Source organism: Candidatus Bathyarchaeota archaeon, assembly GCA_023131225.1.
Lineage (GTDB): Archaea > Thermoproteota > Bathyarchaeia > Bathyarchaeales > SOJC01 > JAGLZW01.
The window spans coordinates 1-23,503 of sequence record JAGLZW010000013.1 but is presented as its reverse complement, the minus strand read 5'-3'; the positions used below and the strand labels follow the sequence as shown (position 1 = coordinate 23,503).

Below are 23,503 nucleotides of genomic sequence, written 5' to 3'. Positions count from 1 at the left end.
CAAATTCTCAGGCATGTAATTTCAAAAATAGTTGAAGAATTCGGTTATAAGGCAATTCGATGCATGCATGCATAACGCTCACATAGCTACATATAATAAAGATATTCAGGACGTGGAATTACTTCTTCAGGCACGTATGCAAGAATCAGACCAACTTCCCGAGCGTAGGCTAAGGTTATTGGTTCACGAATGCAGAAATCTGCGCTATTCCAATTCATCTTTGTCAATGCCAAAATTTCTTCGCAGAGCTTTTTTCGAGGGCTGTCCCCATAGTGCTCAACGACTTCTAAGGGTGTAGGAACTCTGAGACCAGGGTATGTTCCATAGAATGGTATCCACCCTTTTGTATATAAGAGGTAGTTGGTTTGTCCAAGCTCTATGATTGTTCCTCTTAATGGGGGATAGATTCCTTCACTGCGCAAGAATCTAATATCTCTACTAAGAATTGTGAGAAAATCTTTCAATGGAACATCCTTAGCAGCTTCTTTGAGACCTGAAAGCTCACCAGATCGGTATCTAGAACTCTTATGTACTACTAACCGTCTTGGCAACTGACGCATCTGTCTTTTATATTCTTTCAGCACATCGGTCATTAGTTGATATGCAGATTTTTCTGAGAGGTAAGGGGACTTATTATACGGGTCAATAAGAGCTCGGTCTCCTCTTAGAACAAGTCCTTCACCTGTATGTGTAAAAATCTGAGCGATGCTTGTCCTCATAGTCCTATCACGACTCAGCGGATCTTTGTTAAATGCAATCCCAACGTAACAGGTTCCCTGTTCCATCTCAGCTAATTTCCACGGATACCCTTCTGCCTTATAATAAAGGGCAACACAAAAATTCCAAGCTCGGGTAGCATCATCCTGCACCCCTGGTTCCCCAGGGATCTTCTTAAAAGGTCTGAAGGTTCTAGGCTTTGCCAACTGTGTAGCAACTCCTAGCTCCATTGCTTTAGCTTTTATAATGCGTCTTAGGTCGCTCGCTTCGGGCATAATGTCTAGAACTTCGTCTTCGGGAAATGGAACCAAAGTTGTTTGGCCAGTTCTTCTTTGCTCTTCGAGGATTTCTAAGATTTCTTTCTCTTGCGGGGTGAGTCTGACTCGACCTCTGTAATATCCGTTTTGTATAGTTCCACAACTATCGAGGATTCTTTGAGGAGTGGCACAAATTACAACATGTGGTCTGGGTTCTCGCCCGGGATAGTTCGCAAGTCTCTCTATAAATAACTTTGCAGCACTTCTAACTCTCTTTTTAAAGTCTCTGACCTTAATTACTTGATTAATTTCATCATTCGTTATTTCTTGCACACATTCATCGACCACCTGAAGTTCGCATCCAAAGATTCTAGTGAATCCAGGGTACGATTGAAATAATAACTGGTTTCCTTTTTTTCCTGAAATTTCACCTTGACATCTTAGAATCCAGCGTCTTGCTAAGTCGATCGTCTTCTTCGAACCAATAATGCCTAACCTTATTGAGGAAGAGATAGCTCGGCGATTTTCATATAAGCAGGGACCATATCCTAAGAGACCCATTTTCGGGTCTACATATTGCTTTTTATCTCCAAAGGTCAGAAGAGGTTCTTCAATGAAGAAGCTGTTGAATTCAGCAGATGTCAATTTTGTAATTCACCTTCTCTGGCTATGCCAACATTTACTTTGATTGAGATAGGAGTTGAATCTACCTCGATTGGAGGTCCACCCGTTGGTATCGAGATCTTGGTATCTAATTTTGATAGGAATTTACCCCAGTATCTCACAGAGTCCAGATATGTATTATTATACTGCTTTGATAAATATCGACTCATTAGAGAAGCTAGCTTTTTGGAGCGTATAGGCTTGTAACCGTCTGATGTGAAAGTCATAGTAGGTGCTATTCTTAAGAATATACTTTCATCAAAGATTATAAATCTCAATCTGGCTGCATAATGCTTGCCAAATAGAACATTACCATCCAATCCTTTCATAAGTTTGGCCATAACTCTTGGTATGGATCTTCCACCTCTCTCAGTTCGCCATGTGAAAAGTCGAGGACCACCGTCCTTTAAAGAACATACAAATCTGTGATGTCTCCTATCAAAGTTGAGACCTCTGGTTCTGCAATATTTTCTTAATGCTTGGTTGAAAAGATCAATCAAATCATCTCTTTTTGCACTACTAACAATCCAGTCAGAAGTCTTTTCAACAGAAATTTTGTTCGTGGAAATAGCTGTTCTGAATGGGGAGTCTGGATTCCTCAAATCATCAAATGTATATAAGTTATTGTTCTTCGGTAAAAAAGAATAGGAATCAATTTTGCCTCCAAATTTCGCATAGAATGAGGACCGTCTTTTGATAGATGTTGGGCTCACAAACATTTCCGTTGGATAGTTAATCAAAGGAAATAAATTGGAAAGAAGCATTTCTTGAATTTTGTCAGGATGACGTGGTTGTGGAGGTTCAAATCTAGCTTGAACTCCGACAACTTTACCTCGAATCTTTACTTTTTGAATAAGCTTCATAATGCATTGCTTTAATTCTGTCTCTACATAATCAGAGTCATTGAGTATTCTTTCACCATCAATGAATTCGCCATGCATGGCAACATTATATCTTTGCTGGGAGATAGCTACCTTTTCGAATTCACGTTGGAATTTTTCATTATTTAGGATCTTTGGGCTGACTACTATAAGCTTAACATTGGCATTGGAGCTCTGTATCATACTTAAATCTCTGAAGAAATTTCCCTTCGAACTCGACCAGATAACCTCAACATAGATAGTTACTCCAAGAGGAGTAACCGCAAATACGTCAAGATAGTGTCCAGATGATTGATACTCTTTAATTGCTGCCCCTGCCCACTCTTTTAGCTTATTGCAGATAATCTCTTTTATCCTCTTGTGCTGTACAGACTCCGAAGAACGCAATGGCAAGTATCCCCCTTTTCAAATACAAAGTTGATACTGATATGTGTTGTGCGATGTAGAAAGTATCTTATGACAACCGTCATGTTGCCTCCTCTCTTTGAGAAATTCATGCATGCTGAAGGGTGTGCTTTCCGATATTCGTAAAATAAGAGTTTACGACTATCGTGTGGCTTATAAAATTCATAGTTCAAACAAAACCATAGAAGTATTTTTTGTTGATCATCGAAAACGAGCATACCAGAAACTTAAGCAACTTCGAAGAGAAGAAGTAATTCAAGATTCTCATAATGCCCAAAAGCATATTAATTCTGAATCTGATAGTAGCATTAGATGTGTGTTATGAAAGAAAGATATATTAAAACTGCTATTGAATTGGTTGTCCGTAATTCTCGCTATTCAAGTTGGACTATTGGAATAACTGATAATCCAAATACACGCAAGATTCAACATGGAAATCCAAAGAATTGGCATCATTGGAGAGCTGACACTGAAACTATGGCTCGAAATATCGAAAAATATTTCATAGCTAAAGGTATGAGTGGGGCTCCTGGTGGTGGGGAAACCCCAAATTATGTCTATATCTTCCGTTAAACAACTTGGTCAGCACCTATCACAATAGACTAAAAAACAGCATCCATTTGAGCTATCCCTAACAAGTTAACAGTATCGAATATGAGTAAGGGATTTAAATGTGCTCCGCATCAGCTGAAAATCTAGCTTGCAATGTAAATAGGTCGGGGTCGTCGTCTAACTTGAATTAAGACACTGTTGGAGATATGCGCGCGCGCAACTAGGAGCTATATGTATTCATACTGTCTCAGCATCAAAATACAAAGCAACACCAAAACAGACCACAATTCAGCCCCAAAAAATTGAAATAGCCCCGAATAATTAACCTTTCATGCTGTGCTCCTTTTCAAGTAATCAGTATGTAACTTCAAAATCCATTGAACCTTATAATTTGGCAAAACATCCAAAGCTAAGATTGGGTATCCCAAGAAAGCTTCAGCATCAAGTGCAAGCGACCTAAAAGAACGGGGAACAAGTAATGTGTGATAAGAATAACAAATACCCCCTTTCTTTATGATATCAACATAAATCGTCTCTTTATCTACATAACGAGCTATAATAAAAGGAACTATTCCAAGTTGCATAGCTAAGCTTACTTTAAAGCGAACATTAACCCTTGTGTTATATTCATACCTAATCCAATTCTTGACATCAACACCATAGACAATTTTGTCTTTCTCTATGATAAAATCCAAATCTGGAAGTTGCTTTCCCTTTTTTCCTTTAACAACCTTGCCATTGAATTTTGACCTCTCACGTCCATGAATCTTAAAGCCGAGGGATTTGAATGCCCCTTCGAATAAATCTTCAGCATGATATCCCGCAGGAGAATGAGCGGTAAGAATTGCATTTATATACTTCGTAATCTTCCTTTTCCTTTCGATTATACCAACTACATCTTCATACTCATCACTATAAGACATAAAGAATGATTCTGGAACGCTCTCAGTTCTACTTTTTCGCCCTCTATAACCCACTCTTCTGATAATCCCTTCACGCTCCATAGCATTAAGAGCTCGTCCCGTTATCCACGGAAAAATTTTTTTCTCTAATCTTACCTTCAGCTCTCGCTCAGTTACTACTTTCTGCCGTAAAATTATTTCTTCAATCTCTGGTTTAATGTCTTCAACATCTTCATCTATCTCTTCTTCGTATATGCCAGAGTCGTCATATTCTATTGGAGACATTAGTGCATCCACTGAATTGAACAATATAGGATAATACGAAATTCTCGCCATTACATATAAATCTAATTAAGTATTAATTTGTTCTCGAAGAATCTAAAGACAAGAATAGAAAAAAGATGTTGTTGAAGGCGTTTAGGATTTCTACCTTGTTGACCCGCCGAGACAATAAGCACAATTGTCATATCTTACGCTATGTGTTTGTTCAAGCGTGCCTAGTTCAAATATTCTCGCATGACCAGCCTATGAAGAGTAAGTAAAATATTCTCTGAGCTTCAAATGTGCTTCGCCAATCCAGCAATGTGCTTCGCACCTAAGACCGAAAATCTAGCTTACAATGCGAATAAATTGGAATCATCGTCTAGATTGGATTAAGATGCCACTGGAGAATTCTTCCGAACTCCGACATCACATGGGATATTTCTTTACTCTAAGATTAACTAAAACATGAACGTCGCTTAAAAACATCCATGGAAGAAAGCTTTATCATTCAGACTTCTTAGTGAAGAATAAACTAGGCTGGCTTTTTATCCACTCGTATAGTTCTTGCGGATTAGAAGATTTCGTGGATTCAATGAGAGCTGCTAAATGAAGCCATTGCTCATTTGGAGTCTTAGAGATGTCTAGCGAATTCATGACACCATGACTAAAGCAAGACTGAAAAGTGAAGATTTTCGGTTTTAACTCAAAATGTGTCGAATCACTCCATCTCAAATAGCTAGATGCGAATTCTTCGGGGAATCTTCCTTTTTCAACAAAATCCCAGAAAAGAAACGCGCATCTACTCCCAAACTCGTAAGCTTTATAGACATATTCTTGACTTTTCCCTTCATCCCATAGTCTTTCTTGAAGAACATAGTCTGGAAGTAGTTTTTTAACTTCTTGCTCTAATTCTTTTCTCATGGTTTCTAGCTTGTCTTCTGAAGAGTCAAATCTGATATTGAGCGTTGAAGGATTAGGATAGTAGTGGTTGAAGGCAAACCCTTTGATAATATCCCGGCTTTCAAGGCTTATGATCCACTTTCTGAGTTGTCTAATGATTACTCTTTGTTTCTCAATATCTGCTGGAATCGGATATTCATACCACAAATCCAGTAACATCCATCATTTGTTTTTTCAATTCAGTTATAACTTTTTCCTTAACGTTTAATCCCAAACCCAAGTTGGTTATTTTATTTTTTTCTTTCGCTTAAGAGTGTCTAGCCTAGCAGGTCGAACAAAAACCTCGTCAAGAAATTCAGATGTAAATCTAACGATTTCTTACGCGATATCTGTATGAAAGCATTTAGTGATGTTTGAACCTCTTCACGTCCTTAAGAATCCTTTGTAGAATTTCCTTGTCAGATAGAACTCCTTCCGGTGGTTCAACAACTTTCTTGAGCGGTAGGGGCACCCCGTCCATTCTGTAAGCGGTTGAGTTTCCAACCTCGACCCCTACGAAGGCGGAAGGAAGCACTACGTCGGCCATCATGGTTGTTGGAGAGATCACGGGGTCGATGGCGATTAAAGGGTTTTTCACCAAGTTTTGAACTGCTTCTTTTGGAAAATTGGAAACAGGGTCGGACGCCACAATTAGGCCTGCATCAGCGTCGTCACGACAAAGTATGTCCACTACAGATGTTTCGCCAGGGTTGTAACGTGGATAGCCTTGCGAGAAATCTACGGCGAAGGGATAACCTGTTTGCCAAGTAGACACAATATTTGAACCTGCAACATTGAAGTGGCCTCGCATTGGCATGATAACGAATTTTGTGCGGTAGTTCAGATCTCGCGTCAAAGCAATTGCGGCGTCAATATTTTGTAGTTTCCCGTAGCTCATGGTTAAACCAACTCCGAAGAACACGACGCCGAAGTTGCATTTTATCATCGTATCTGCGAGCTCTTCAAGCAGATCAACAGGCACGCCGGCGACTTTGTCGACTTCGAGTTCCTCATCTCTTACTAATAAACGGAGAGCTTGAAGGAGTTCAAAGTCTTTATTCGGTTCAACTTGAATGAAGAAATCGGCGAATTCTGCGGAACGAGTTTTTCGGACATCTACAACGACTAGTTTTCGCTTTTCCGTTTCAAACTCAGGTGGCAGTTTTTGTCCTGTGACAGCTGGCAATGAAATTTCCTTCGTTGATACCAGTTCTGAAGCTCTGCGTAGTCTTTTCTTGCCCAATATGCCCCGTAGACGCCCGACATAATGTTCCCATTCACTTTCTTGGAAGCGCCCATCTGAAAAAGCTGTGTAACGTTCCATGTGGCGAGGGTGGGCACTGTAAGGATCGCATCCCCAATAAATAATTAGGTCAGCGCGATGGCGAATTTGACCTAGGGTGCAGGTTGATATGCCGATATCTTGGATGCTTAGTATTGAGGGACCGTGGCAGACGGTAGAAGTGTTGTCTATGACTCCTCCAACTTCTTCAGCCAGTTCTACGCCTATCCGAATGGCTTCGCAGCTCGTGCAGCTCCACCCATAGAGTATTGGGTATGATGCGTCGGCGAGGATCTTAGCGCTTTTTTCTACCGCTTCGTCTAAAGAAACCTCTCTCAGTTCTCCTCCTTTTCTTACAAGAGGTTTTAGGTTTCGATGTTCTGGGTTGGAGAAATTCATGAATTTTGCTTCGCCAATTGCACATGCATTTTTAACATCGATTATAACGTTTTTCTCTACTGTAATTTCGAGATCGTCACACAGTGTTCCGCAAACTGGACATGTAACATTTTTGATTACTGACATTGCTATTCTTTCCTGTAAGTTTGCCTTAGAAGTTCTGGAACACTTGGAACGTTTTCTGTTGGGGCAGGTTGTATTTCTGCAGGAATCCCCTTGAAAGAGGGCATACCAGTTCCGTGTGTCCGAGGGTTAACTATGATGTTTGCCCAAATTCCATAAGGCATATAAATAATCTTCAGATGAGGCCCCCTTTTTGACTTTTTGGCTTTCACGACTACCGATCCTTGCTTCGTTGTCACTCTCACGTTGGAGTTTTCCTTCACGCCCAGTTCCTTCAAATCGTCAGGATCTATTTCGCAGATGGCCACGCTTTCACGGTACTCGTTTGAGAGTTTGCTTCGTTCCTTTGCAGTGCCTTGATCTATTGTTCTTCCACTTAGAAGGGTGACTTGGAGCCTTGACATTGCCTCTCTCCTGTTGCTAATATTATTTTGTAGTTAGAATGAAGTCCTTCTTAAGGAGTTTCCCATCTTTCAATGAATAACCTTGTGGACATAATGTTTGTGGCTTTAACTAAACTTTGTAGTGGTCAGTATTATGGAGTTTTTGTTGTAGAACGATGTTTGTAGTTGTTACAGAAGGCAATCGAAAAATTTCGTAAGGAGGGAAAAATGCACGACACGTCCCAAACTGGAATTCCGCTAGGGGAACGCTTTAAAAACGTTACGGAAGCCCTTCAAGCCATAGGCAAAATCAAAAAAGAGAAAGAAGCTAAAGAATACGAGAGGCTCCTCAAAGAAGCTTTATGCCTACTTCGAGTCGAAAGTTGAAATTCCAAGAATTACCGTTGGAAAAAAACAGAAACTAGAAACTCTGATTAACGAAGAAGCTTAGCTCTTAGCTAAATGTCTAAGAGATGAAAAAAAGAGTTGGACTCCTAGAATACCAATTCTTTGAGAGAACAAAAATGAAAATTCGTGTTCCTTCCAAGAAGGTTTGCGAGAGGTTTTATTTAATCTACGAATTGAAGGGAGCACAGAAAGGAGTAGACGTTCTAACTGAATACTACAGGATTCCAAAAATGAAGTTAGTTTTAGATGGAAGAAAAGTGATGAAGGGATATCCGTGTGATTACTTCGAAGACATTGCTTGTTTCACTAAGAAAGGGTTGAATAAGAGAAATGTTCTGCATGAGCTATATCATCACATCATCGAATCTAGGGGATTGGAAATGTCTTTGAGAAAAGAAGAAAAAGAAGCAAATAGATTTGTTATGGAGTTCGAGAAAAAATGATAACAGTCTCTAAAGGATTAATAAACGCATTGAAGTAATAACTTCACCAGTGGGTTGCGTATGCAAACGAATGCGGAAGAATCGAGAAAGAAATTGATTGCCTTTGGCTGGTATGGTGGGAAGTTCAGCCACCTTGATTGGCTTCTCCCACTACTGCCCAAAACAAGGCATTTCTGCGAACCATTTGGAGGTTCAGCAGCTGTTCTTATCAACCGTGAGCCTTCACCACTGGAAACCTACAACGACCTAGATGGTGAAGTTGTTAATTTCTTCAAAGTTTTGCGAGATGAAAAGGATGAACTTATCGAAATGATAGGTTTGACTCCCTTTTCTCGTAAAGAGTATATTAATGCCATCAACATGAAAGGAAACCCAAATCTTTCCAACTTAGAGAGAGCCAGACTGTTTTATATTCGTGCTCGACAAACTAGAACAGGTTTGGCTCAAAGCGCAACTCCAGGTCGATGGGCACATTGTCGTCTCACAAGCCGTGCTGGAATGGCAGGTGCCGTATCAAGATGGCTAGGAGCCGTAGAATCTCTTTCTCAAATAGCTCAAAGACTGCTTAGGGTTCAGTTTGAAAATTCCCCTGCAATCGAAGTGATAGAGAGATATGACAGCCCTGAAACGCTATTTTATTGTGACCCCCCCTATCCCCACGAGAGCCGTGGAGACTCTAACGCTTATGAATTTGAGATGACTGACGAGGAACACACTGAACTGGCCGAGAAACTTCATACAGTTGAAGGGAAGGTGGCGCTATCTTCGTATGGCTGTGCGCTTATGGGAAAGCTTTATGGAGATTGGGAGCGTATAGATGCTCCCGAGAAGCTTTGTCATTCAGTAAAGCGGCTCAGACAAGAATCTATATGGATTAACTATTAGCTTCATATGAATATGCGTGCGTGTGCATAAAACCGCAAAACTAACAAGCTAGTGTGCACCAATGTTTCTGGGTTTCTGAGTGAGTGGAAAGGAATCTGTTGACCTAGAGAAAGCGAAAATTCTCATTAAAAAAGAATGGGCATATGTTGAAAGTCACCCAAGTGGAAACTTCCTTGACCCTAAGAAACACGGTACTGAGATAATGCAGATTGGAAATGTTCTCCAAGGCAACGAATTGACTTATAGATATATCTTGGTTACTTCAGCACTCGCAAAGGCTGTCAATCCGAAAATCCACTTCCGAGCATTGCAGAAAGGTAGCAAGCTACAAGGTGCTTATGACGCTAGAAGTGTGGCGCACAAGGTTCTTGTTCCATTTGAAAAAAGTCACGGTGAGCGATTGGGTGGTTCAAACGAACCATTTCTTAATCGCCCAGCCCGATATCCAGAATTTGCTCTTACCAACAGAGATAGAAATCGAGAAGCGCAGAATCAGCTTTACAGCCTTCTTGAAAACAGTCAAGTTCATTGCCAAACCGATATTTCATATCCTCTTGCCTTCCTGCGACAAGTTCTGCAAGAGATGATTAGACTCAATCCAGCAAAGTTCGACTTTCCAAGTCCACCAGTTAAGGTAAGTCTAGAATTGACAAAAGAAATACTAGATAAGTTTCTCAGTGTCTCGGGCAGCGGAGAAAGATTGGTAGCAGTTTGTGCAGCGACATTTGCGAGTTTAAGTGAAATACTTGATGGTCAGCTAACAATAAAGGTCTATCCAGTCAATTGGCCAGACAGGTTTGCGAAAACTGCTGGAGACATAGAATTTTACTTGAATGGCACGTTGGAAAAAGCCGCAGAAGTAAAAGACAAACCAGTAACTGAGGGCGATACAAGACATTGCGAGGCGAAAGCTAGAAAACACAAATTATCCGACTACATAATCCTTTATGGAGCAGGTATTGTGAAAAGCGACGAAGAGGGCATCAAAAAGTTCATAAGGTCAAGAATTGAGAAAGGAATCAATCTTTATCTATTTGAGGTTCCTCAAGAGCTTACTCCATTTCTGATGGTTATCGGGGAAAAGGGGAGGAGTCTTTTTCTAAAAAAGGTTGGAGAATACCTCAATGAAATTAAGGCAACCCGAGAAAATAAACTTAGATGGAAACGTATTGTAACAATCTAGGATTTATGATGAATTCGGTTAACCATGAGAGATGTCAACATGAACTATATACCTGATTGAGAATTCGGAGAGATTTCGCTTTATTACGTCGAATGCCTCATCCCGTTCGTCTCCCTCCCAACATCCAATAAAGTCGTACAAGAGGAAATCGGGGAACGGCCTTGATATGAGCAAGGTTTGGTTCAAAGGAATTGTTCCTTTCCTTCTCGTCGCTCTCATTAGCCCCATTACGCTTCTCGCTGGTGCAACCCTTGTAAGGACAGAGCTAGTATATGGCCCATAAAGAAAGTGAAAGCCGAAGGGAGTTGTATTGCAAAGGTCTTCCGCCTGCTGGTAGTTGATAGGCCATGAATTGATGAAGGTGAAATTCGGAGAAGGGTAAGACCTTGTATTCATCTTCTTGCACTGCACTAAGATGATTTTCCTGATGTTCATTCTTTCCCTTATGTTGGCGCTCAGTACGAACGCCATATCAGCCCCATAAGTCTTTTCCGTTCTTGTCATATCTTGATATCTAACCGAGAAGTACCATGGCAGTTTAAGTGAAGTGTTTATTTTCGAGATGCTATTCTGGGCCATTCTGCCATGCTGACAGAGCTTCTCTACGAAAAACCCTGTGAGACGCTCTTCTTGACTGTATGCTTGGGTTTCAAGAAGTTTCGAGAACTCCTCGTCGAATTGTCTGAAAGATTCCCACAGAATGCTCTCAATAGCCCTATCTCCAATCCATGTCTGACGCACTGAATCCCCTTTGTCACAATATAACTTATATCTTATAAAATGAGTGCACTTCAGTGCCTTGTTCGACTCGCAGTGCGTTGGTTGGGTTCAAATCCCACCTCCGGTCTGGCTGGTAACTGTTATATGTTGTCATTAATTAACTCGAATGGTTAGGATATGTTTCGCAACATACAACATTTCGGTTCAGTCACTGTGAGTAGAGCTCAGACTTCTGCCGATTTAAGGCGACTTTTCAAGGATCCATGGCTGAAGACGGACGTCTTTATCGTTAAACCAAACTGGTTTAGTCCGCACCCCGCCAACTTCACGGATGTTGAGACCTTACAAGTGCTGCTAGATGCGCTAGATGGTCGAGTTATAGTCACTGAAGCCTACTCGATGGAACGGCAGGATGGTAGTATGAGGTTCACTGTGGACGATGAGGAAGTTGACTGGAGATGGATCATGAAGCACCCAAACTGGGATTGGATCAAGAAGGAAGGCCGATGGGATGAGATAAAAAAGCAAGACAAGTGGTTCCTTGACGAGTTCGGTTTTACCGATCTCTTCAACGAACATGGAGTCGACTACGTTAATGTCACAGAAGAGGTATGGCAAGGGCGGACAGCAGATGTCGGAAAGATTAAGAAGATGGTAGAGACTCGTTTCGCACCAGTTCTTAAGGAGAAGCTATACAAATATGTCCCTCAGCGGTTGTATGACCTGCGAGGCGCCACCCTCATTAGCTTCGGCAAGGTGAAGGGGATTCGGGGAACTTTTCCGAGTCTGACGATGAAGAACCTCTTTGGCCTAATTCCTGACCCGCTCAGATCATGGTGGCATGGTTCCAACGACGAATGGCTTGGAAGGAGCATCGTCGACATCAACAAGATCTATGCAACCCTTTTCAAAGTCTATGGCATCTGCGAGGCACTTCGCCACGCGACAGTTAGCGACCCCCAAGGCGAAGTGAAGGTACCCTGGGGAAGTTACAGCATTGCAAAGAACCTTGGTGTTTTAACCTTTGGTAGACACCTTGTCTCTCTTGATGCTATCCTCTGCGGACTCATAGGTGTCGCTCCTGAGAGAGTTTCGTACATAAAGCTCGGCGAAGAGGCTTTTGGATTCTACAATAGACGACATGTAGAGAAGGCGAAAGCATCGAAAGATTGGTTTCACGTTTGATATGAGCAAAAGAAGCAGGGTTTACGGGTGATGTCTCCAATGGGGTAAGTCCGGACTAGACTGCGTACCTTATGTGCGTACACTTGCATTGTGTTGAAAAATAGGGGTTTTGTGGGAGACATCTCCACTGGAGTCCAAGTCCAAGCTAGATGACTACCCTGCGGAATGCCTAAGAAAAATGGGGACTAGTTTAAACCCTTCCAGAAGGACTCCAAATATGAATGGTTAAGAGAAGCTTAAAAGAGAAAGGGGGGTTGATGTTTATTTCTGTGGCTTGAAGTATTTGATGTCGTTTATGTTTCCGGTTCTTTCAGTTTGCGGCTTAAACGCAGCTTCTACGTGCATGCCTATTTTGACGTCGCAGGGTTCTATTTCGCCGAGTTTATGGACAAGGCCGCCTTCTGCGTTGCCAAATTTTATCAAGGCGTATATTACTGGTTCTTTCAGTTTGGCGCCATTAATGTCAACGTGGGCCACTGTGAACGTGTGCACTGCACCCTTTGTGCCTACATTTATCCACTCTGTGATTTTGTTGAAGCATTTTTCGCAGTAAATCCTTGGAGGCACAAAAATGTTGTCGCAACGTTTGCATTTGGCACCTAGGATTCTTCCGTTTTCTTTGATTTCCATGAAGAATTTTTCGTTAGCTATGCCCAAAGTGTAAATGTGGTCTGTTTCCATGTGTCCGGGCCAATGAGTCATTCGTCTTACGTCAATAATTTTTTCTGTTGCCATGTTTAGCCCTCCCTGAGGGGTCGGAAATACTTGATATCTGTGATTGCGCCAGTTCGTTCTTCTGGAGGCTTCCAGACAGCTTTGACTTTCATGCCGAACTTTATTTGTTTCCAATCGTCGATTTCACCTAGCAGGTGCAGTATTCCCATTCCCTTTGACGCCCCATCTAAATCAATAACCGCGACTAGTATTGGCTCCTTTATTCGGCTAGCGTCTCCTGCAACGTAGGAGGCTGACCAAGTGTTGATTGTGCCTGTATCCTTTACATATGTATATCCGTCGGTTGGCTTGAAGCATTGTTCACAGAAAGCTCTAGGAGGGACCATGATCCGACTGCATTTCTTGCAGGTGGAGCCTACGATTTTGCCTTTTTTCATTCCTTCTAAGAATCGGCTCATTGCAACGCCTGCGCTCCACAAATACTTGATGTTGGGGTGATGCTTTACAGCTGGGATTTTGCCGTCTCTTATGTCGCTGCTTTTCAATGGTTCGCCTGGAAAATGCTTAATCTTTTCACTCATGTTTTCTCAACTCCTCATTATTACGACGGAGCCGTACTGCATTAGGTCACCCCAAGCCTGCGCTAATCCTGTTCTTGGGTCACCTTTCACTTGTCTTTTGCCGGCTTCGCCTCGCAGTTGCCAGAAGATTTCGCAGCATTTCATTGTACCTGCTGCAGCAATGGGATTGCCAACACCTAGTAAGCCGCCTGACGGGTTTATTGGCAAATCTCCGTCTCTTTGAGTCACGCCGTCTGCTGTCAGTTTCGCGGCTTGTCCTTTGCGGCAGAGCATTAGGCCTTCCATGTGATGTAGTTCTTTATAGTCGAATGGGTCGTAGACTTCTGCGACGTCGATTTCTTTCGGTGGGTTTTTGATTCCTGCCATCTTGTAAGCCATCTGAGCCGCACATTGCACGTACTTAGGATAGTAAAGGTCGCGGTTTGTCCAGAAGGTTGAGTCAATGCACCAGCCCGCACCGTCAATCCAAACTGGGTTATCCGTAAGTTTTTTGGCAACATCTTCAGAAGCCAAAACTAACGCAGCTGCACCATCGCTCGTTGGGCTGATGTCAAGTCTCTGAACCGGCCAGCACATAATCTCTGAGTTAAGCACGTCTTCAACCGTGATGTTAGCGCCCAACTGCGCACATGGATGATCTAAAGCGTTACGTTTGTTCTTCACTGAAACTAGCGCAATTTCCTCCTTTGTTATGCCATGAACATGCATGTACCTATGCATTTCAAGAGCAAATATCCAAATCAACGTTACACCTAGCGGTCTGCTGTAGATCGGGTCAAAGATTGTTGTGAAGGCATATGCTGGATGCGGATAACAAGAAGACATTTTCTCCTCTCCCACAACCAAGCAAGTGTCAAACTGACCTGAAGCAACATGCCACCAACCCGCGTTAACCGCAAAGACTCCAGTTCCACCGCCAACAAACACTCTTGAGTAAGGTTTCCGCCACGCCCCTGCACCATCGGCCAAATATTCTCCCTTCATATGGACCCCGTCAAAAGCGTCCGGAGCTGTCCCCATGACGACACTCTGCATGTCCTTCAGCTCAAGCCCAGCTTGGTCCAAAGCCATTTTAGAGGCTTCCCAAGACAGCTCTTTACCTGTTTCTTTCAAGTTTCGCCTAAACAACGTCATGCCTGCGCCTATAACTGCAACTCTTTTCTTTCCAAACATTTTCATTTTTCACCTCTAACAATTACTTAAAACCGCAACGGCACCAGTAGCTGTTGGAACTCCGCGCCACGATTGTGCTACCCCAACTTCCACATCTGCCAATTGCCTACTTCCTGCTTCTCCTCGGAGTTGCAGAACAACCTCCAGCAAACGCTGCAAGCCAGATGCCTCTAATGCCCAACCCATTCCCAGTATTCCCCCTGAAGGGTTTATAGGAAGATAGCCATCAATCTGAGTTATGCCTTCTTCAGTTAGTTTACCTGCTTTACCAGTTCTACAGAGCTTAAGCGCTTCCATGTGCTGAAGTTCCTTGTAAGAAAATAGGTCGTCTACTTCGGCAAAGTCAACCTCTTTGCTCGGAGTATTTATTCCCGCCTTCTTGTACGCCATTTCCGCGGCGATTCGCGCATAAACTGCTTCACTCCAGCATCTGGTTTCTAGCGAAGGCGTCTCACATGCCCAGCCCACACCTCTCACCCAGACCGGGTTGTCGTTGAGTTTCGTGGCGACTTCATCTGACGCCAGCACCATTACGATACCGCCGTCTGCAGGTTGACTAATGTCAAGTCGATTCAAAGGATGAAAGTATGGATCAGAACATAGTGCATCTTCAATATCGACGTCTGCTCCATAAGCGGCCAACGGGTTGCCCAGCGCGTTTCTTTTGTTCTTTGACACGACCATTGCACATTGTTCTTTAGTGGTGCCTGTCGTGCAGAGGAAGCGGTTCATTTCCATGCCTGCAACGTAAAATGGGTGTCCTCCGAGCGGTCTATTAAGTATAGGGTCCATTGCAAATGAAACAATATCATATAGGGTGAGTATGTCTGAAGGCTTGCCATGTGATTCCAGCGCGACTACTTCGAAGTGTCCTGTTTTGATGAGCATGTAGGCCGTTGCTAACCCTATGATACTGTCGCCTGAAACCGTAAACAAATGCCGCAGTACGGCGCCCATTTGGTCTGGAACGAATTCGTCGAATATGCTGAAGCCTTCCCAGTAGTCTTCAGCAACTGAGATAAAGGCGTCGATGTCTTTGCGAGGACTAATGTTTCCAGCATCTTGATAAGCTCTTGTTGCAGCTTCGAACATCATTTCTTTGTAAGATATGTCTGGCATAACCGACTTGAAACCTGTGCATCCGATACCAACAATAGCAACTTCTCCCAAATTTTCACCTCATTTTTAATGAAAGGAATAGTTTAATGGTATGTCAGTAAGTATAAGTTTTTTGTAGACGCGTGTGAAGTAGGAAAGCTAGGAGAAAGATCCATGCACTTAGAAGAAATGAAGAAGAAAATAGAGGAGCTAGTTTTGGAAAAAGGCTTCTACAACAAGCCTGAAGATATTCCAAAGAAGCTGCTTTTTGCTTTCGTAGAATTAGGTGAAGCAAGCGATGCTTGGAAAAAGGGTAAAAGCGAAGAGGAAATAGCTGAAGAACTAGTTGACGTAATATTCTACGTCCTAGACGCGAGTAGACTAGCTTGTCCTAGGATAAATATGGACGAAATGTTCCTCAAAAAGCTAGAGAAAAACAAAAGAAGAACATATCAATACGGCGAAGGACATCGACTGAAATGCAAGTAGCGGATGCAGACAGAACGTTCAACAGTTCCCTAAACTAATTGAAGGTATAGTTCAATCACGAAAAAACGCGCGCAAAGTGATTTTTACAAATCCGCGATTCTTCAGTCATTCAAACTCTCTGAAAAATTGCAGACGCGCACGCAATACGTTCGCAGTCGAAGCGCTAAGACAAACACCAATTCTGCGCAACTTGGAGGTTTAACAGCTCTTTTTCGCACTGCATCTCTTAACCTATGCTTATGGGGTCAACTTGTCTTTCTTTTTTGTGTTCCATGAAGCCTAAGTTCCTTGTAAACATTTTTGGCAAGTGCAATTACCTCTTGCCGTGTTCTCTCTTTCTCGATTGCTTTTTCCCATCCTATTGCCATCACATACCCTACAGGCTTGAAATCCGGATAATACATAATGCATGGTGCTAAGGCACCAAGTACGTTAAGATGCCCGTATGAACCAAGAATTATTATCCCTGTAACTTGAGGATGTTTTGGTGGTTCTTCTGGAACTAGCGCTTGAGACCTTTCGAACAAGATTTTCATCAGTGAAGGAATCGTTCCGCTATAGACAGGGACTCCGAAAATTACTCCGTCAGCCGCTTTTAATCGTTTCCAGATTTCAGGGACATCATCCTTGATTGGACAGTCTCGTTCTTTATGATAGAGACATTGGTAGTCACAGCGTTGGCAAGGAAAAATATTGAAGTTTGCTAGTTGAATGAGTTCGGTTTGGAGATCTTTAGCCCGCAATGTCTCTAAGGCAAGATTTAACAGATCAGCCGTGTTTTTGTTGATTCTAGCACTACATGATATACCCAATACCTTCATTATTTTTCTCCCCATGTAATTTCGGAGTATGTTGCGACTTGGCTATTACCTTTTGCTTTGAAAGGGTGAGGCAAACTTATCGCCCAAAGTACTTACTATTATTAATTATAGGCGCGCCCTGAACTGCACTTCGACTATTCGCACTCGTATAATTGATGCTTGGGAATAGAAGTCTATTCTTTCAGTTTTTTTGTGCCTCTTCAGAGAAGTATTGGAAGAGGAGATGGAAGATTTAGGATGGAAATCTATCAAGAAAAAGGACGGTGTTGGCGAGACTTTACTTGAATTGCTGGGTCATTGGTGGGGGGTGGTGGTAGAGAGTTCTAGAGGAGAGCACCTTACTTGGCCAAATTGGCTTTGTTGGTTCCTGAAGTGTTTGCGGTACATACTTTCTAACGGTTTCTCTAAGCTTGAGTAAGAGGTTAGTGTTTCTAACAGGTTCTTGTGTTCGTGTCTCAGCTTCTATGGACTTAATGAAGCCTTTGGCAAGCTTAACCATGGCTCTAGCTTGTTTTTTCGTTAACTCTTCAGCTTGTCCTTCCTCAAGCTCTTTCACATATTCGTTGAGAACTTGAATTGCGTCTTCTCCTTTCAAAACAAGAATTTCAGGTTTGTAGTAAGGCTGCATTTCCACCACCACAAGAATATAGAACTATTTTCTAGAAATAAAAGTAGACTTCCGAAGCTTGAAGTATATCAGTTTTCGATATGTGTGCACATCAAAACAAAAATGCAAAAAAGGAGGGGGGGGGGTCGGTAGCTTCTAATACTTGCCTTCAGAGAGTTTATCTCCAATGTAGTGAGCAAAACCAATTGCTACTAGAACGATTCCAAAAAATGAATGCTAAAACACCCATTGCGGAGAACGGAAAGATTTCTACCTGCACTCTAACTTCCTCTGGTATGAAAAATGCAAGACAACCTATAACTAAAGGAACAATGCCAGGTATAACTGCCATCCTATTACGTGTTTTCTTCTCTTTCTACCTCAGAATCTGTATCTTAGCGAATATATCTTTTATGAATCTAAAATACATGAGCAACATGCGTGAGCAAATTCGCATAATTGATACTCTGGAAAAGAGAAGTGGTAATTGGCGAAAAGCCTCTAGTTTTTCTTTGATCGTTTAAGTCATCGCCAAGCGATAATTTCTCCCGCATCTCCACCTCTTTTCCAAGAATATGCACACGCACTTTGGGATAGAGGAAAAAGCAAGCCCATGGACTATTCCACTGGTGAGTTCAAGCTTTTCTTTAGAGACTGGGGTTAGGGATAAGTGGCGTTCCACAATGTGTGCCTGTCGCACAATAGAATCTTCTTCCATAAATCTTATCTATTGACGGAGCAATACTAAAAGGTGAGAGGGAGAAAACGAGTCGAAGAGTTATGATTAGCGTCTTATGTGCAAGCAGTCGTACTATTAGTGGAAAAGTTCTCAATCATAGAACAGCTGCATCACTGTTGCTGACAATTCTTTTGGCAGCTTTGCTTGCTACATCATTCAAGATAGTGCCACCGGTAAAAGCAGCCTATCATATAGTTCCTGACGAATTCCCGACTATCCAAGATGCTATTGACAATGCTGACTTCAATGTTTCCGACACGATAGGCGTGACAAGTGGCAATGTCTATATCGAGAATATAAACATCACTAAACCTTGGAAGATTATAGCTTTGGGCGATTCTGATCCCAAAAAGACGACGATCGACGGGTACGGAATATCTAACGTAGTTACTATATCAGCAAATGACATATTAATTACCGGTTTCACAATCAGAAATAGTTCAGACTGGGGTTGCGGGATTTACATAAAGAATGCTTCTTCGGGAAATGTGATATTTAACAACATTATATCCGACAACGATCTTGGAATTGTACTAGTCTCCCCCCCTGGGGAGAATGCAACCCAATACTGTAGTCGTATCGTTCTGCACAACAATACGATAGTGAACAACACTTATACAGGCATTAGTCTATTGGGTGACAATCATAACATCACCGAAAACACGCTAGAAGGCAATGGTGCTGGGATCTTTGGAGGGACGTATAATAGTTGGATATGCAATAACAATATCGTTTCAAATCCTTTGGTATATGGTCCGGCGATCGGGCTCGTCGGTTCCAACAACACGGTAGAGAATAACAGAATACTCAACAACCAAGGCGTGGGAATTCAATTAAGTGGTTCTTTTTGGACCCAGCCTCCCAATGTAGTGAAAGGCAACGTAATATCCAATAACAGCTATGGTGTGAAGCTTTCTGGGACAAACAACAGTATCATCATGAACAACAACATATCTTACAGTAGTGTATGCGAGGTTTTCCTCGTCGACTCACATAATAACATTGTGTTTGACAATACTATCCGTGGAGCTAACCGTCAAGTAGATGGGATCCGTTTGTCCTCATCAGGCAACAACACTATCAAGAAGAACCTTATTGATACCAGTTTCAACTGCGTCTCTCTAAATAATTCAGATGGCAACATAATCATAGAGAATTCTGGCGCCACCGGCAAATATGGTGTAAGTCTATTTTCCTCTGACAGCAATAATATTACAGCGAACACCTTGTATTACAATGAAGACAGTGGTATATACCTACATCTCTCAGATGAGAATCAGATTCACAATAACACCATCTATCGTAACAAAGATGGGCTGCTACTGGACTACTCGAACTGGAACCAAATTCAGAACAACACCATTTCGCGCAACAAAAATGGGCTGTTACTGAACTATTCGAACAGGAATCTGATTTCCGCAAACGATGTCTATAGCAATGTTCGCTTGGGACTAATTCTCCAGTTTTCTGAAAACAATACCTTGATTGACAACAATCTGGCGGACAATAAATACAATTTCGGAGTATGGGGTTCCAGCCTTTCTCACTTCAACCATTCAATAGACATCAGCAATATGGTCGATGGACGCAGTATCTGGTACTTAAGAAACCAGAAAGACCGAGTCATAAACAGCACGAGTGTTGGGTACCTTGCACTCATAAACTGTACGTCAATTACGGCTCAATGTCTGAGCTTGAGTAAAAACTTTCAAGGTGTTTTGCTGGCGTCAACAAGTAACTCAGAACTCGAAATCTTGAATCTTCGCGACAACTACTATGGGGTCTATATGTTGTGGTCCGACAACAATACTCTGACTCGCAGTAGTATTAGCAACAATAAGCAAGAGGGATACGGTGAAGGCTATGGCATATACCTGTATTGGTCTGTCCACAATACACTGGAAGAAAATGGCATAGAGAGCAATGAATGTGCGATTTTCCTAGAATCAGCGGTGAGTAACAACATAACCCGTAACAATATACAATATCACGAAGATACCGTGGCCATGGAACTATGGGTCTCCCGGAACAACACAATTTACCTCAATAACTTCTACACATCAAACATAGAGTTCACTCCGCACTTTGAAAACAATTGGAACTATAGCGACATTGGAAACTATTGGTACGACGATGTAAAAGGTCCGATAAACGAAACCTATAACATAGACTATCATCCACAACAGTTCCCATTCAAGAGTGCATTGGAAGGGGATTTTGACTACGACGGAGACGTGGACATATACGACATTGTAATGATCGCACCGGCCTATGGTTCGCAACCGGGAGATGGTAACTGGGACATATTCGTCGACTTGAACGAGAATTGGGAAATTGACATATACGATGTGGTTGCCGCAGCCAACAACTATGGCACCAAGTGGAGCTGCTGAATTTTCCAGCCGAAGTCACCCTCAGCAAGAATAGAGAACTCTTTCAAAAACGATAATAGCTTCTCTTTCGATTTTATTTAAGGAGAAAGAGTGAAAAAGGCGGTCTCAACGGGGGTGTTCACTTCACTTTTCATTAGTATATTAGTGTGGGCACTTAGCATTCAACCAGTCAACATATTGACAAGAGCATTCGATGTTGGTACAGAGAACCCAAGTACATTTGCCCCTTCTTCTAGGAATGCAGAATAATGTTCCATAATATTTATTAACACACCAGAAGCCCATTGTTATGTTGAGAAAGGAGAAGAAGGAATGAAACTGAAGATAGAGAAAGCTTTTAGCATATTGCTTGCTTCGACGCTTTTACTAAGCTTATTTATGGTAGTGACACCCTCAGTGTTCGCACAAGCGACGGTTGTCAGATTCTATCCTCAACCCTCACCACAAGCCGAAATTACGAGTGACGGTCAAACGTTCACCGTTGCTTGTGTAATCGAGGACGTTTCAGACCTTGCAGGTTTGGACATTCAAATAGCATGGAACACGACTTACCTTCAATACGTAAGTCACACCAAGACCATGACTGTTGAAAGCTATCCAGCTGTTCAACCACCGAGTCCCTATGCAGGAATTATCCACGATCCGCCATTGGAGCTCAAAGACGATGTTGTCGTGGGGACTTATTGGGTTGCCTTAGCCACCCTTGGAGGTCCAAGCTTCGACGGCAGCGGAACAGTCTTCATAATGACTTTCAGGGCAATCAACCTGCCCTTCGGCGATCCCACCGCGTTCTTCTACACGTACCTGAACTTCACGGCAGTCGACCTTGCTGCAGGTGCTGGTGGTTCCATCCCAGCCGTACTTGAAGACGGTGTGATTAAACACTGGTATCGGCAACCATGTTTTCCTACGTGTCCTTTGCTGAAGATAGACCCAACATCCTATGAAGGCACTTCAGTTGGTGAAGTATTCACATATAGTGTATGGCTTCTTGGAGAAGGCGGCACCGACTTGGATCCCTTCTGGGACGTCGGCGGAATCGACGTGTACATGAACTTTGACCCAACATTGATAGAGGCGATAGACGCAAGTGTTGACCCTGACGGAACGTTCGAGGCCTTCTGGTCTAACGGCATCTTTGAAATTGCGAAGGACATTGATAATGGTGTAGGAATAGTACATGTTAGCTTCTTAGGATATGGTGAACCTCACATTGCTCCATATGGGCAGATAAGAATGTTCAGCGTTGACTTCAACGTAACCTATGAGTCAACAGAGTTCCCGCCACCAACTGCACCCGTCACATTGAAGAACCCAACAATGTACACAGGCGCACATACATTCGACTCAATCGGAACAATCGTTATTGCAAACCCAGTGGGCACAACTTATTATGAACTGGCTCCAGACTACTTGGCTGGACCGTTCGAGTTGACCAGCTGGGAGGACAACGGCGACGGCGTGCTTAGCCCAAGCGACCAACTCATACTAAACCACACAGGAACCGGCTTCTACTTTGACTACCACCTAGACGAAATAACTGGTACCCTAAACGTGACACAACAGCCCTACGCAACAGTTGAAGACTACATCTGGGTGGCAAGCTTCGGTCCAGACAACCTGGGTAATAACGGGTTGCCAGGAAGGTACGTTGGAACCGACGACCCGTACAACGGCTTCGGCGTCCCCTACTGGACAGGTAACTTCTCGATGCCAGGGCTTTCTTCTGTAAACAGCGTTACTGTACATGCTCTGCACTTCACGGCTGACGAGTACACTTACACACTCACTGCAGGCGTGGACTACATTGTTTATCCTGATGAAGACCTAATTGAGCTGCTTACACCAGTTGACGTGCCAATAATCAACGAGCATTGGAAGGACGGTGTCAACAACACCCTAGGCGGTTGGCCTTGGATCCTTTACTTAGCCAGCGGCATCGAGAATGTAACAGTCCACTTCCCGAACTGCACCACTAGACCAGCTCGTAACTGTGGCTACGCTCAGCCGCCACCCTGCGAGTGGTGGTATGACCCTGACTGGGCGTGGGAGCTTGAAGGCTGGTGGACTTTTGGATACTACCTAGGTCCCTGGAACTGGCCTCCAGGCTCAGAATGGTGGATCAACTATACTGCTGCATCATATCTCTCGGTGGATTACAACGCTGAACCCGATCCCAACCCGCGATACCTAGCGTTCCGCGGCAGCTACACAGACTTTCTAGTGTGGCTCACAAGTCCCATCGGTGCGGACTTTGACGAAGAGTATCCACGCGCTTGGAGAGACTACACTGTTGTAGGCTGGACAGACAGCGACGGCAACACACTGGTGAACCC

The 23,503-nt window shown here is 42.8% G+C and carries 23 protein-coding genes; 10 read left to right on the top strand and 13 right to left on the bottom strand.

Annotated features, from left to right (window positions below):
• Window positions 1–86: 86 nt before the first annotated feature.
• Both KAU88_03625 and KAU88_03620 read right to left on the bottom strand, forming a co-directional pair.
• On the bottom strand, window positions 87–1,619 hold the full coding sequence (locus KAU88_03625) for a hypothetical protein (GenBank protein MCK4477604.1): 1,533 nt from the start codon (window positions 1,617–1,619) through the stop codon (window positions 87–89).
• A complete protein-coding gene (locus tag KAU88_03620; protein MCK4477603.1) occupies window positions 1,616–2,911 on the bottom strand; it encodes a hypothetical protein in 1,296 nt (431 codons plus the stop codon). Before KAU88_03620 ends, KAU88_03625 begins: the two co-directional genes overlap by 4 nt.
• 106 nt (window positions 2,912–3,017) lie before the next feature.
• Between KAU88_03620 and KAU88_03615 the strand changes: the two genes are divergently transcribed.
• Both KAU88_03615 and KAU88_03610 read left to right on the top strand, forming a co-directional pair.
• Window positions 3,018–3,248, top strand: a complete 231-nt coding sequence (locus KAU88_03615) for a type II toxin-antitoxin system RelE/ParE family toxin (protein ID MCK4477602.1) — start codon at window positions 3,018–3,020, stop codon at window positions 3,246–3,248.
• A complete protein-coding gene (locus tag KAU88_03610; protein MCK4477601.1) occupies window positions 3,245–3,496 on the top strand; it encodes a hypothetical protein in 252 nt (83 codons plus the stop codon). The genes KAU88_03615 and KAU88_03610 overlap by 4 nt, the downstream gene beginning before the upstream one ends.
• A gap of 308 nt (window positions 3,497–3,804) precedes the next feature.
• Here the strand turns inward: KAU88_03610 and KAU88_03605 are convergent, their stop codons facing one another.
• The 4 genes from KAU88_03605 to KAU88_03590 all read right to left on the bottom strand — a co-directional run bounded on the left by KAU88_03605 (window position 3,805) and on the right by KAU88_03590 (window position 7,788).
• On the bottom strand, window positions 3,805–4,662 hold the full coding sequence (locus KAU88_03605; GenBank protein MCK4477600.1) for a hypothetical protein: 858 nt from the start codon (window positions 4,660–4,662) through the stop codon (window positions 3,805–3,807).
• Window positions 4,663–5,145: 483 nt separating this feature from the next.
• Entirely contained in the window at window positions 5,146–5,760 is a 615-nt protein-coding gene (locus KAU88_03600; GenBank protein ID MCK4477599.1) for a hypothetical protein, read from the bottom strand.
• Window positions 5,761–5,944: 184 nt separating this feature from the next.
• A complete protein-coding gene (locus tag KAU88_03595) occupies window positions 5,945–7,387 on the bottom strand; it encodes a formylmethanofuran dehydrogenase subunit B (GenBank protein MCK4477598.1) in 1,443 nt (480 codons plus the stop codon).
• 2 nt (window positions 7,388–7,389) lie between these two features.
• On the bottom strand, window positions 7,390–7,788 hold the full coding sequence (locus KAU88_03590) for a molybdopterin dinucleotide-binding protein (protein MCK4477597.1): 399 nt from the start codon (window positions 7,786–7,788) through the stop codon (window positions 7,390–7,392).
• A 207-nt stretch (window positions 7,789–7,995) separates the two neighbouring features.
• Between KAU88_03590 and KAU88_03585 the strand changes: the two genes are divergently transcribed.
• The 4 genes from KAU88_03585 to KAU88_03570 all read left to right on the top strand — a co-directional run bounded on the left by KAU88_03585 (window position 7,996) and on the right by KAU88_03570 (window position 10,686).
• Entirely contained in the window at window positions 7,996–8,154 is a 159-nt protein-coding gene (locus KAU88_03585; GenBank protein MCK4477596.1) for a hypothetical protein, read from the top strand.
• Between the two features lie 137 nt (window positions 8,155–8,291).
• Window positions 8,292–8,618, top strand: coding sequence for a hypothetical protein (locus KAU88_03580; GenBank protein MCK4477595.1), 327 nt, complete (start codon window positions 8,292–8,294; stop codon window positions 8,616–8,618).
• A 60-nt stretch (window positions 8,619–8,678) separates the two neighbouring features.
• Entirely contained in the window at window positions 8,679–9,503 is an 825-nt protein-coding gene (locus KAU88_03575; GenBank protein ID MCK4477594.1) for a DNA adenine methylase, read from the top strand.
• A 79-nt stretch (window positions 9,504–9,582) separates the two neighbouring features.
• Window positions 9,583–10,686, top strand: a complete 1,104-nt coding sequence (locus KAU88_03570; protein ID MCK4477593.1) for a restriction endonuclease, SacI family — start codon at window positions 9,583–9,585, stop codon at window positions 10,684–10,686.
• Window positions 10,687–10,704: 18 nt separating this feature from the next.
• On the opposite strand, the gene KAU88_03565 is transcribed toward KAU88_03570, so the two are convergent.
• On the bottom strand, window positions 10,705–11,427 hold the full coding sequence (locus KAU88_03565; protein MCK4477592.1) for a hypothetical protein: 723 nt from the start codon (window positions 11,425–11,427) through the stop codon (window positions 10,705–10,707).
• Between the two features lie 192 nt (window positions 11,428–11,619).
• On the opposite strand from KAU88_03565, the gene KAU88_03560 reads away from it, so the two are divergent.
• Window positions 11,620–12,591, top strand: coding sequence for a DUF362 domain-containing protein (locus tag KAU88_03560; protein ID MCK4477591.1), 972 nt, complete (start codon window positions 11,620–11,622; stop codon window positions 12,589–12,591).
• Between the two features lie 261 nt (window positions 12,592–12,852).
• On the opposite strand, the gene KAU88_03555 is transcribed toward KAU88_03560, so the two are convergent.
• The 4 genes from KAU88_03555 to KAU88_03540 are packed head-to-tail and all read right to left on the bottom strand — an operon-like array spanning window position 12,853 to window position 16,190.
• Window positions 12,853–13,326, bottom strand: coding sequence for a Zn-ribbon domain-containing OB-fold protein (locus tag KAU88_03555; GenBank protein MCK4477590.1), 474 nt, complete (start codon window positions 13,324–13,326; stop codon window positions 12,853–12,855).
• Window positions 13,327–13,328: 2 nt separating this feature from the next.
• Window positions 13,329–13,847: a Zn-ribbon domain-containing OB-fold protein gene (locus KAU88_03550; protein ID MCK4477589.1), complete on the bottom strand. Its 519-nt coding sequence runs from the start codon at window positions 13,845–13,847 to the stop codon at window positions 13,329–13,331.
• A gap of 6 nt (window positions 13,848–13,853) precedes the next feature.
• Window positions 13,854–15,026 (bottom strand): thiolase domain-containing protein, encoded by a 1,173-nt coding sequence (locus KAU88_03545; protein ID MCK4477588.1) that lies wholly within the window; start codon window positions 15,024–15,026, stop codon window positions 13,854–13,856.
• Between the two features lie 9 nt (window positions 15,027–15,035).
• Window positions 15,036–16,190 (bottom strand): thiolase domain-containing protein, encoded by a 1,155-nt coding sequence (locus KAU88_03540; GenBank protein MCK4477587.1) that lies wholly within the window; start codon window positions 16,188–16,190, stop codon window positions 15,036–15,038.
• A 102-nt stretch (window positions 16,191–16,292) separates the two neighbouring features.
• Here KAU88_03540 and KAU88_03535 point away from each other — a divergent pair, with 102 nt between their 5' ends.
• Window positions 16,293–16,607, top strand: coding sequence for a hypothetical protein (locus KAU88_03535; GenBank protein MCK4477586.1), 315 nt, complete (start codon window positions 16,293–16,295; stop codon window positions 16,605–16,607).
• Window positions 16,608–16,852: 245 nt separating this feature from the next.
• Here KAU88_03535 and KAU88_03530 read toward each other — a convergent pair whose 3' ends face one another.
• Window positions 16,853–17,428: a flavodoxin family protein gene (locus KAU88_03530; protein ID MCK4477585.1), complete on the bottom strand. Its 576-nt coding sequence runs from the start codon at window positions 17,426–17,428 to the stop codon at window positions 16,853–16,855.
• 277 nt (window positions 17,429–17,705) lie between these two features.
• Complete coding sequence (locus KAU88_03525) at window positions 17,706–18,056, bottom strand: hypothetical protein (protein ID MCK4477584.1); 351 nt, start codon at window positions 18,054–18,056, stop codon at window positions 17,706–17,708.
• Window positions 18,057–18,815: 759 nt separating this feature from the next.
• Between KAU88_03525 and KAU88_03520 the strand changes: the two genes are divergently transcribed.
• Together KAU88_03520 and KAU88_03515 are read left to right on the top strand one after the other, a co-directional pair.
• Entirely contained in the window at window positions 18,816–21,167 is a 2,352-nt protein-coding gene (locus KAU88_03520; protein MCK4477583.1) for a right-handed parallel beta-helix repeat-containing protein, read from the top strand.
• Window positions 21,168–21,479: 312 nt separating this feature from the next.
• Window positions 21,480–23,503 (top strand): hypothetical protein (locus KAU88_03515; GenBank protein MCK4477582.1); only part of this gene is annotated, 2,024 nt, incomplete at its 3' end.

Bases quoted from the DNA above. Each gene is read 5' to 3' on its own strand.
- KAU88_03615 (MCK4477602.1), top strand. From the start codon at position 3,018: ATGCTGAAGGGTGTGCTTTCCGATATTCGTAAAATAAGAGTTTACGAC.
- KAU88_03610 (MCK4477601.1), top strand. From the start codon at position 3,245: ATGAAAGAAAGATATATTAAAACTGCTATTGAATTGGTTGTCCGTAAT.
- KAU88_03605 (MCK4477600.1), bottom strand. From the start codon at position 4,662: ATGTCTCCAATAGAATATGACGACTCTGGCATATACGAAGAAGAGATA.
- KAU88_03600 (MCK4477599.1), bottom strand. From the start codon at position 5,760: ATGTTACTGGATTTGTGGTATGAATATCCGATTCCAGCAGATATTGAG.
- KAU88_03595 (MCK4477598.1), bottom strand. From the start codon at position 7,387: ATGTCAGTAATCAAAAATGTTACATGTCCAGTTTGCGGAACACTGTGT.
- KAU88_03590 (MCK4477597.1), bottom strand. From the start codon at position 7,788: ATGTCAAGGCTCCAAGTCACCCTTCTAAGTGGAAGAACAATAGATCAA.
- KAU88_03585 (MCK4477596.1), top strand. From the start codon at position 7,996: ATGCACGACACGTCCCAAACTGGAATTCCGCTAGGGGAACGCTTTAAA.
- KAU88_03580 (MCK4477595.1), top strand. From the start codon at position 8,292: ATGAAAATTCGTGTTCCTTCCAAGAAGGTTTGCGAGAGGTTTTATTTA.
- KAU88_03575 (MCK4477594.1), top strand. From the start codon at position 8,679: ATGCAAACGAATGCGGAAGAATCGAGAAAGAAATTGATTGCCTTTGGC.
- KAU88_03555 (MCK4477590.1), bottom strand. From the start codon at position 13,326: ATGGCAACAGAAAAAATTATTGACGTAAGACGAATGACTCATTGGCCC.
- KAU88_03550 (MCK4477589.1), bottom strand. From the start codon at position 13,847: ATGAGTGAAAAGATTAAGCATTTTCCAGGCGAACCATTGAAAAGCAGC.
- KAU88_03545 (MCK4477588.1), bottom strand. From the start codon at position 15,026: ATGAAAATGTTTGGAAAGAAAAGAGTTGCAGTTATAGGCGCAGGCATG.
- KAU88_03535 (MCK4477586.1), top strand. From the start codon at position 16,293: ATGCACTTAGAAGAAATGAAGAAGAAAATAGAGGAGCTAGTTTTGGAA.
- KAU88_03530 (MCK4477585.1), bottom strand. From the start codon at position 17,428: ATGAAGGTATTGGGTATATCATGTAGTGCTAGAATCAACAAAAACACG.
- KAU88_03525 (MCK4477584.1), bottom strand. From the start codon at position 18,056: ATGCAGCCTTACTACAAACCTGAAATTCTTGTTTTGAAAGGAGAAGAC.
- KAU88_03520 (MCK4477583.1), top strand. From the start codon at position 18,816: ATGATTAGCGTCTTATGTGCAAGCAGTCGTACTATTAGTGGAAAAGTT.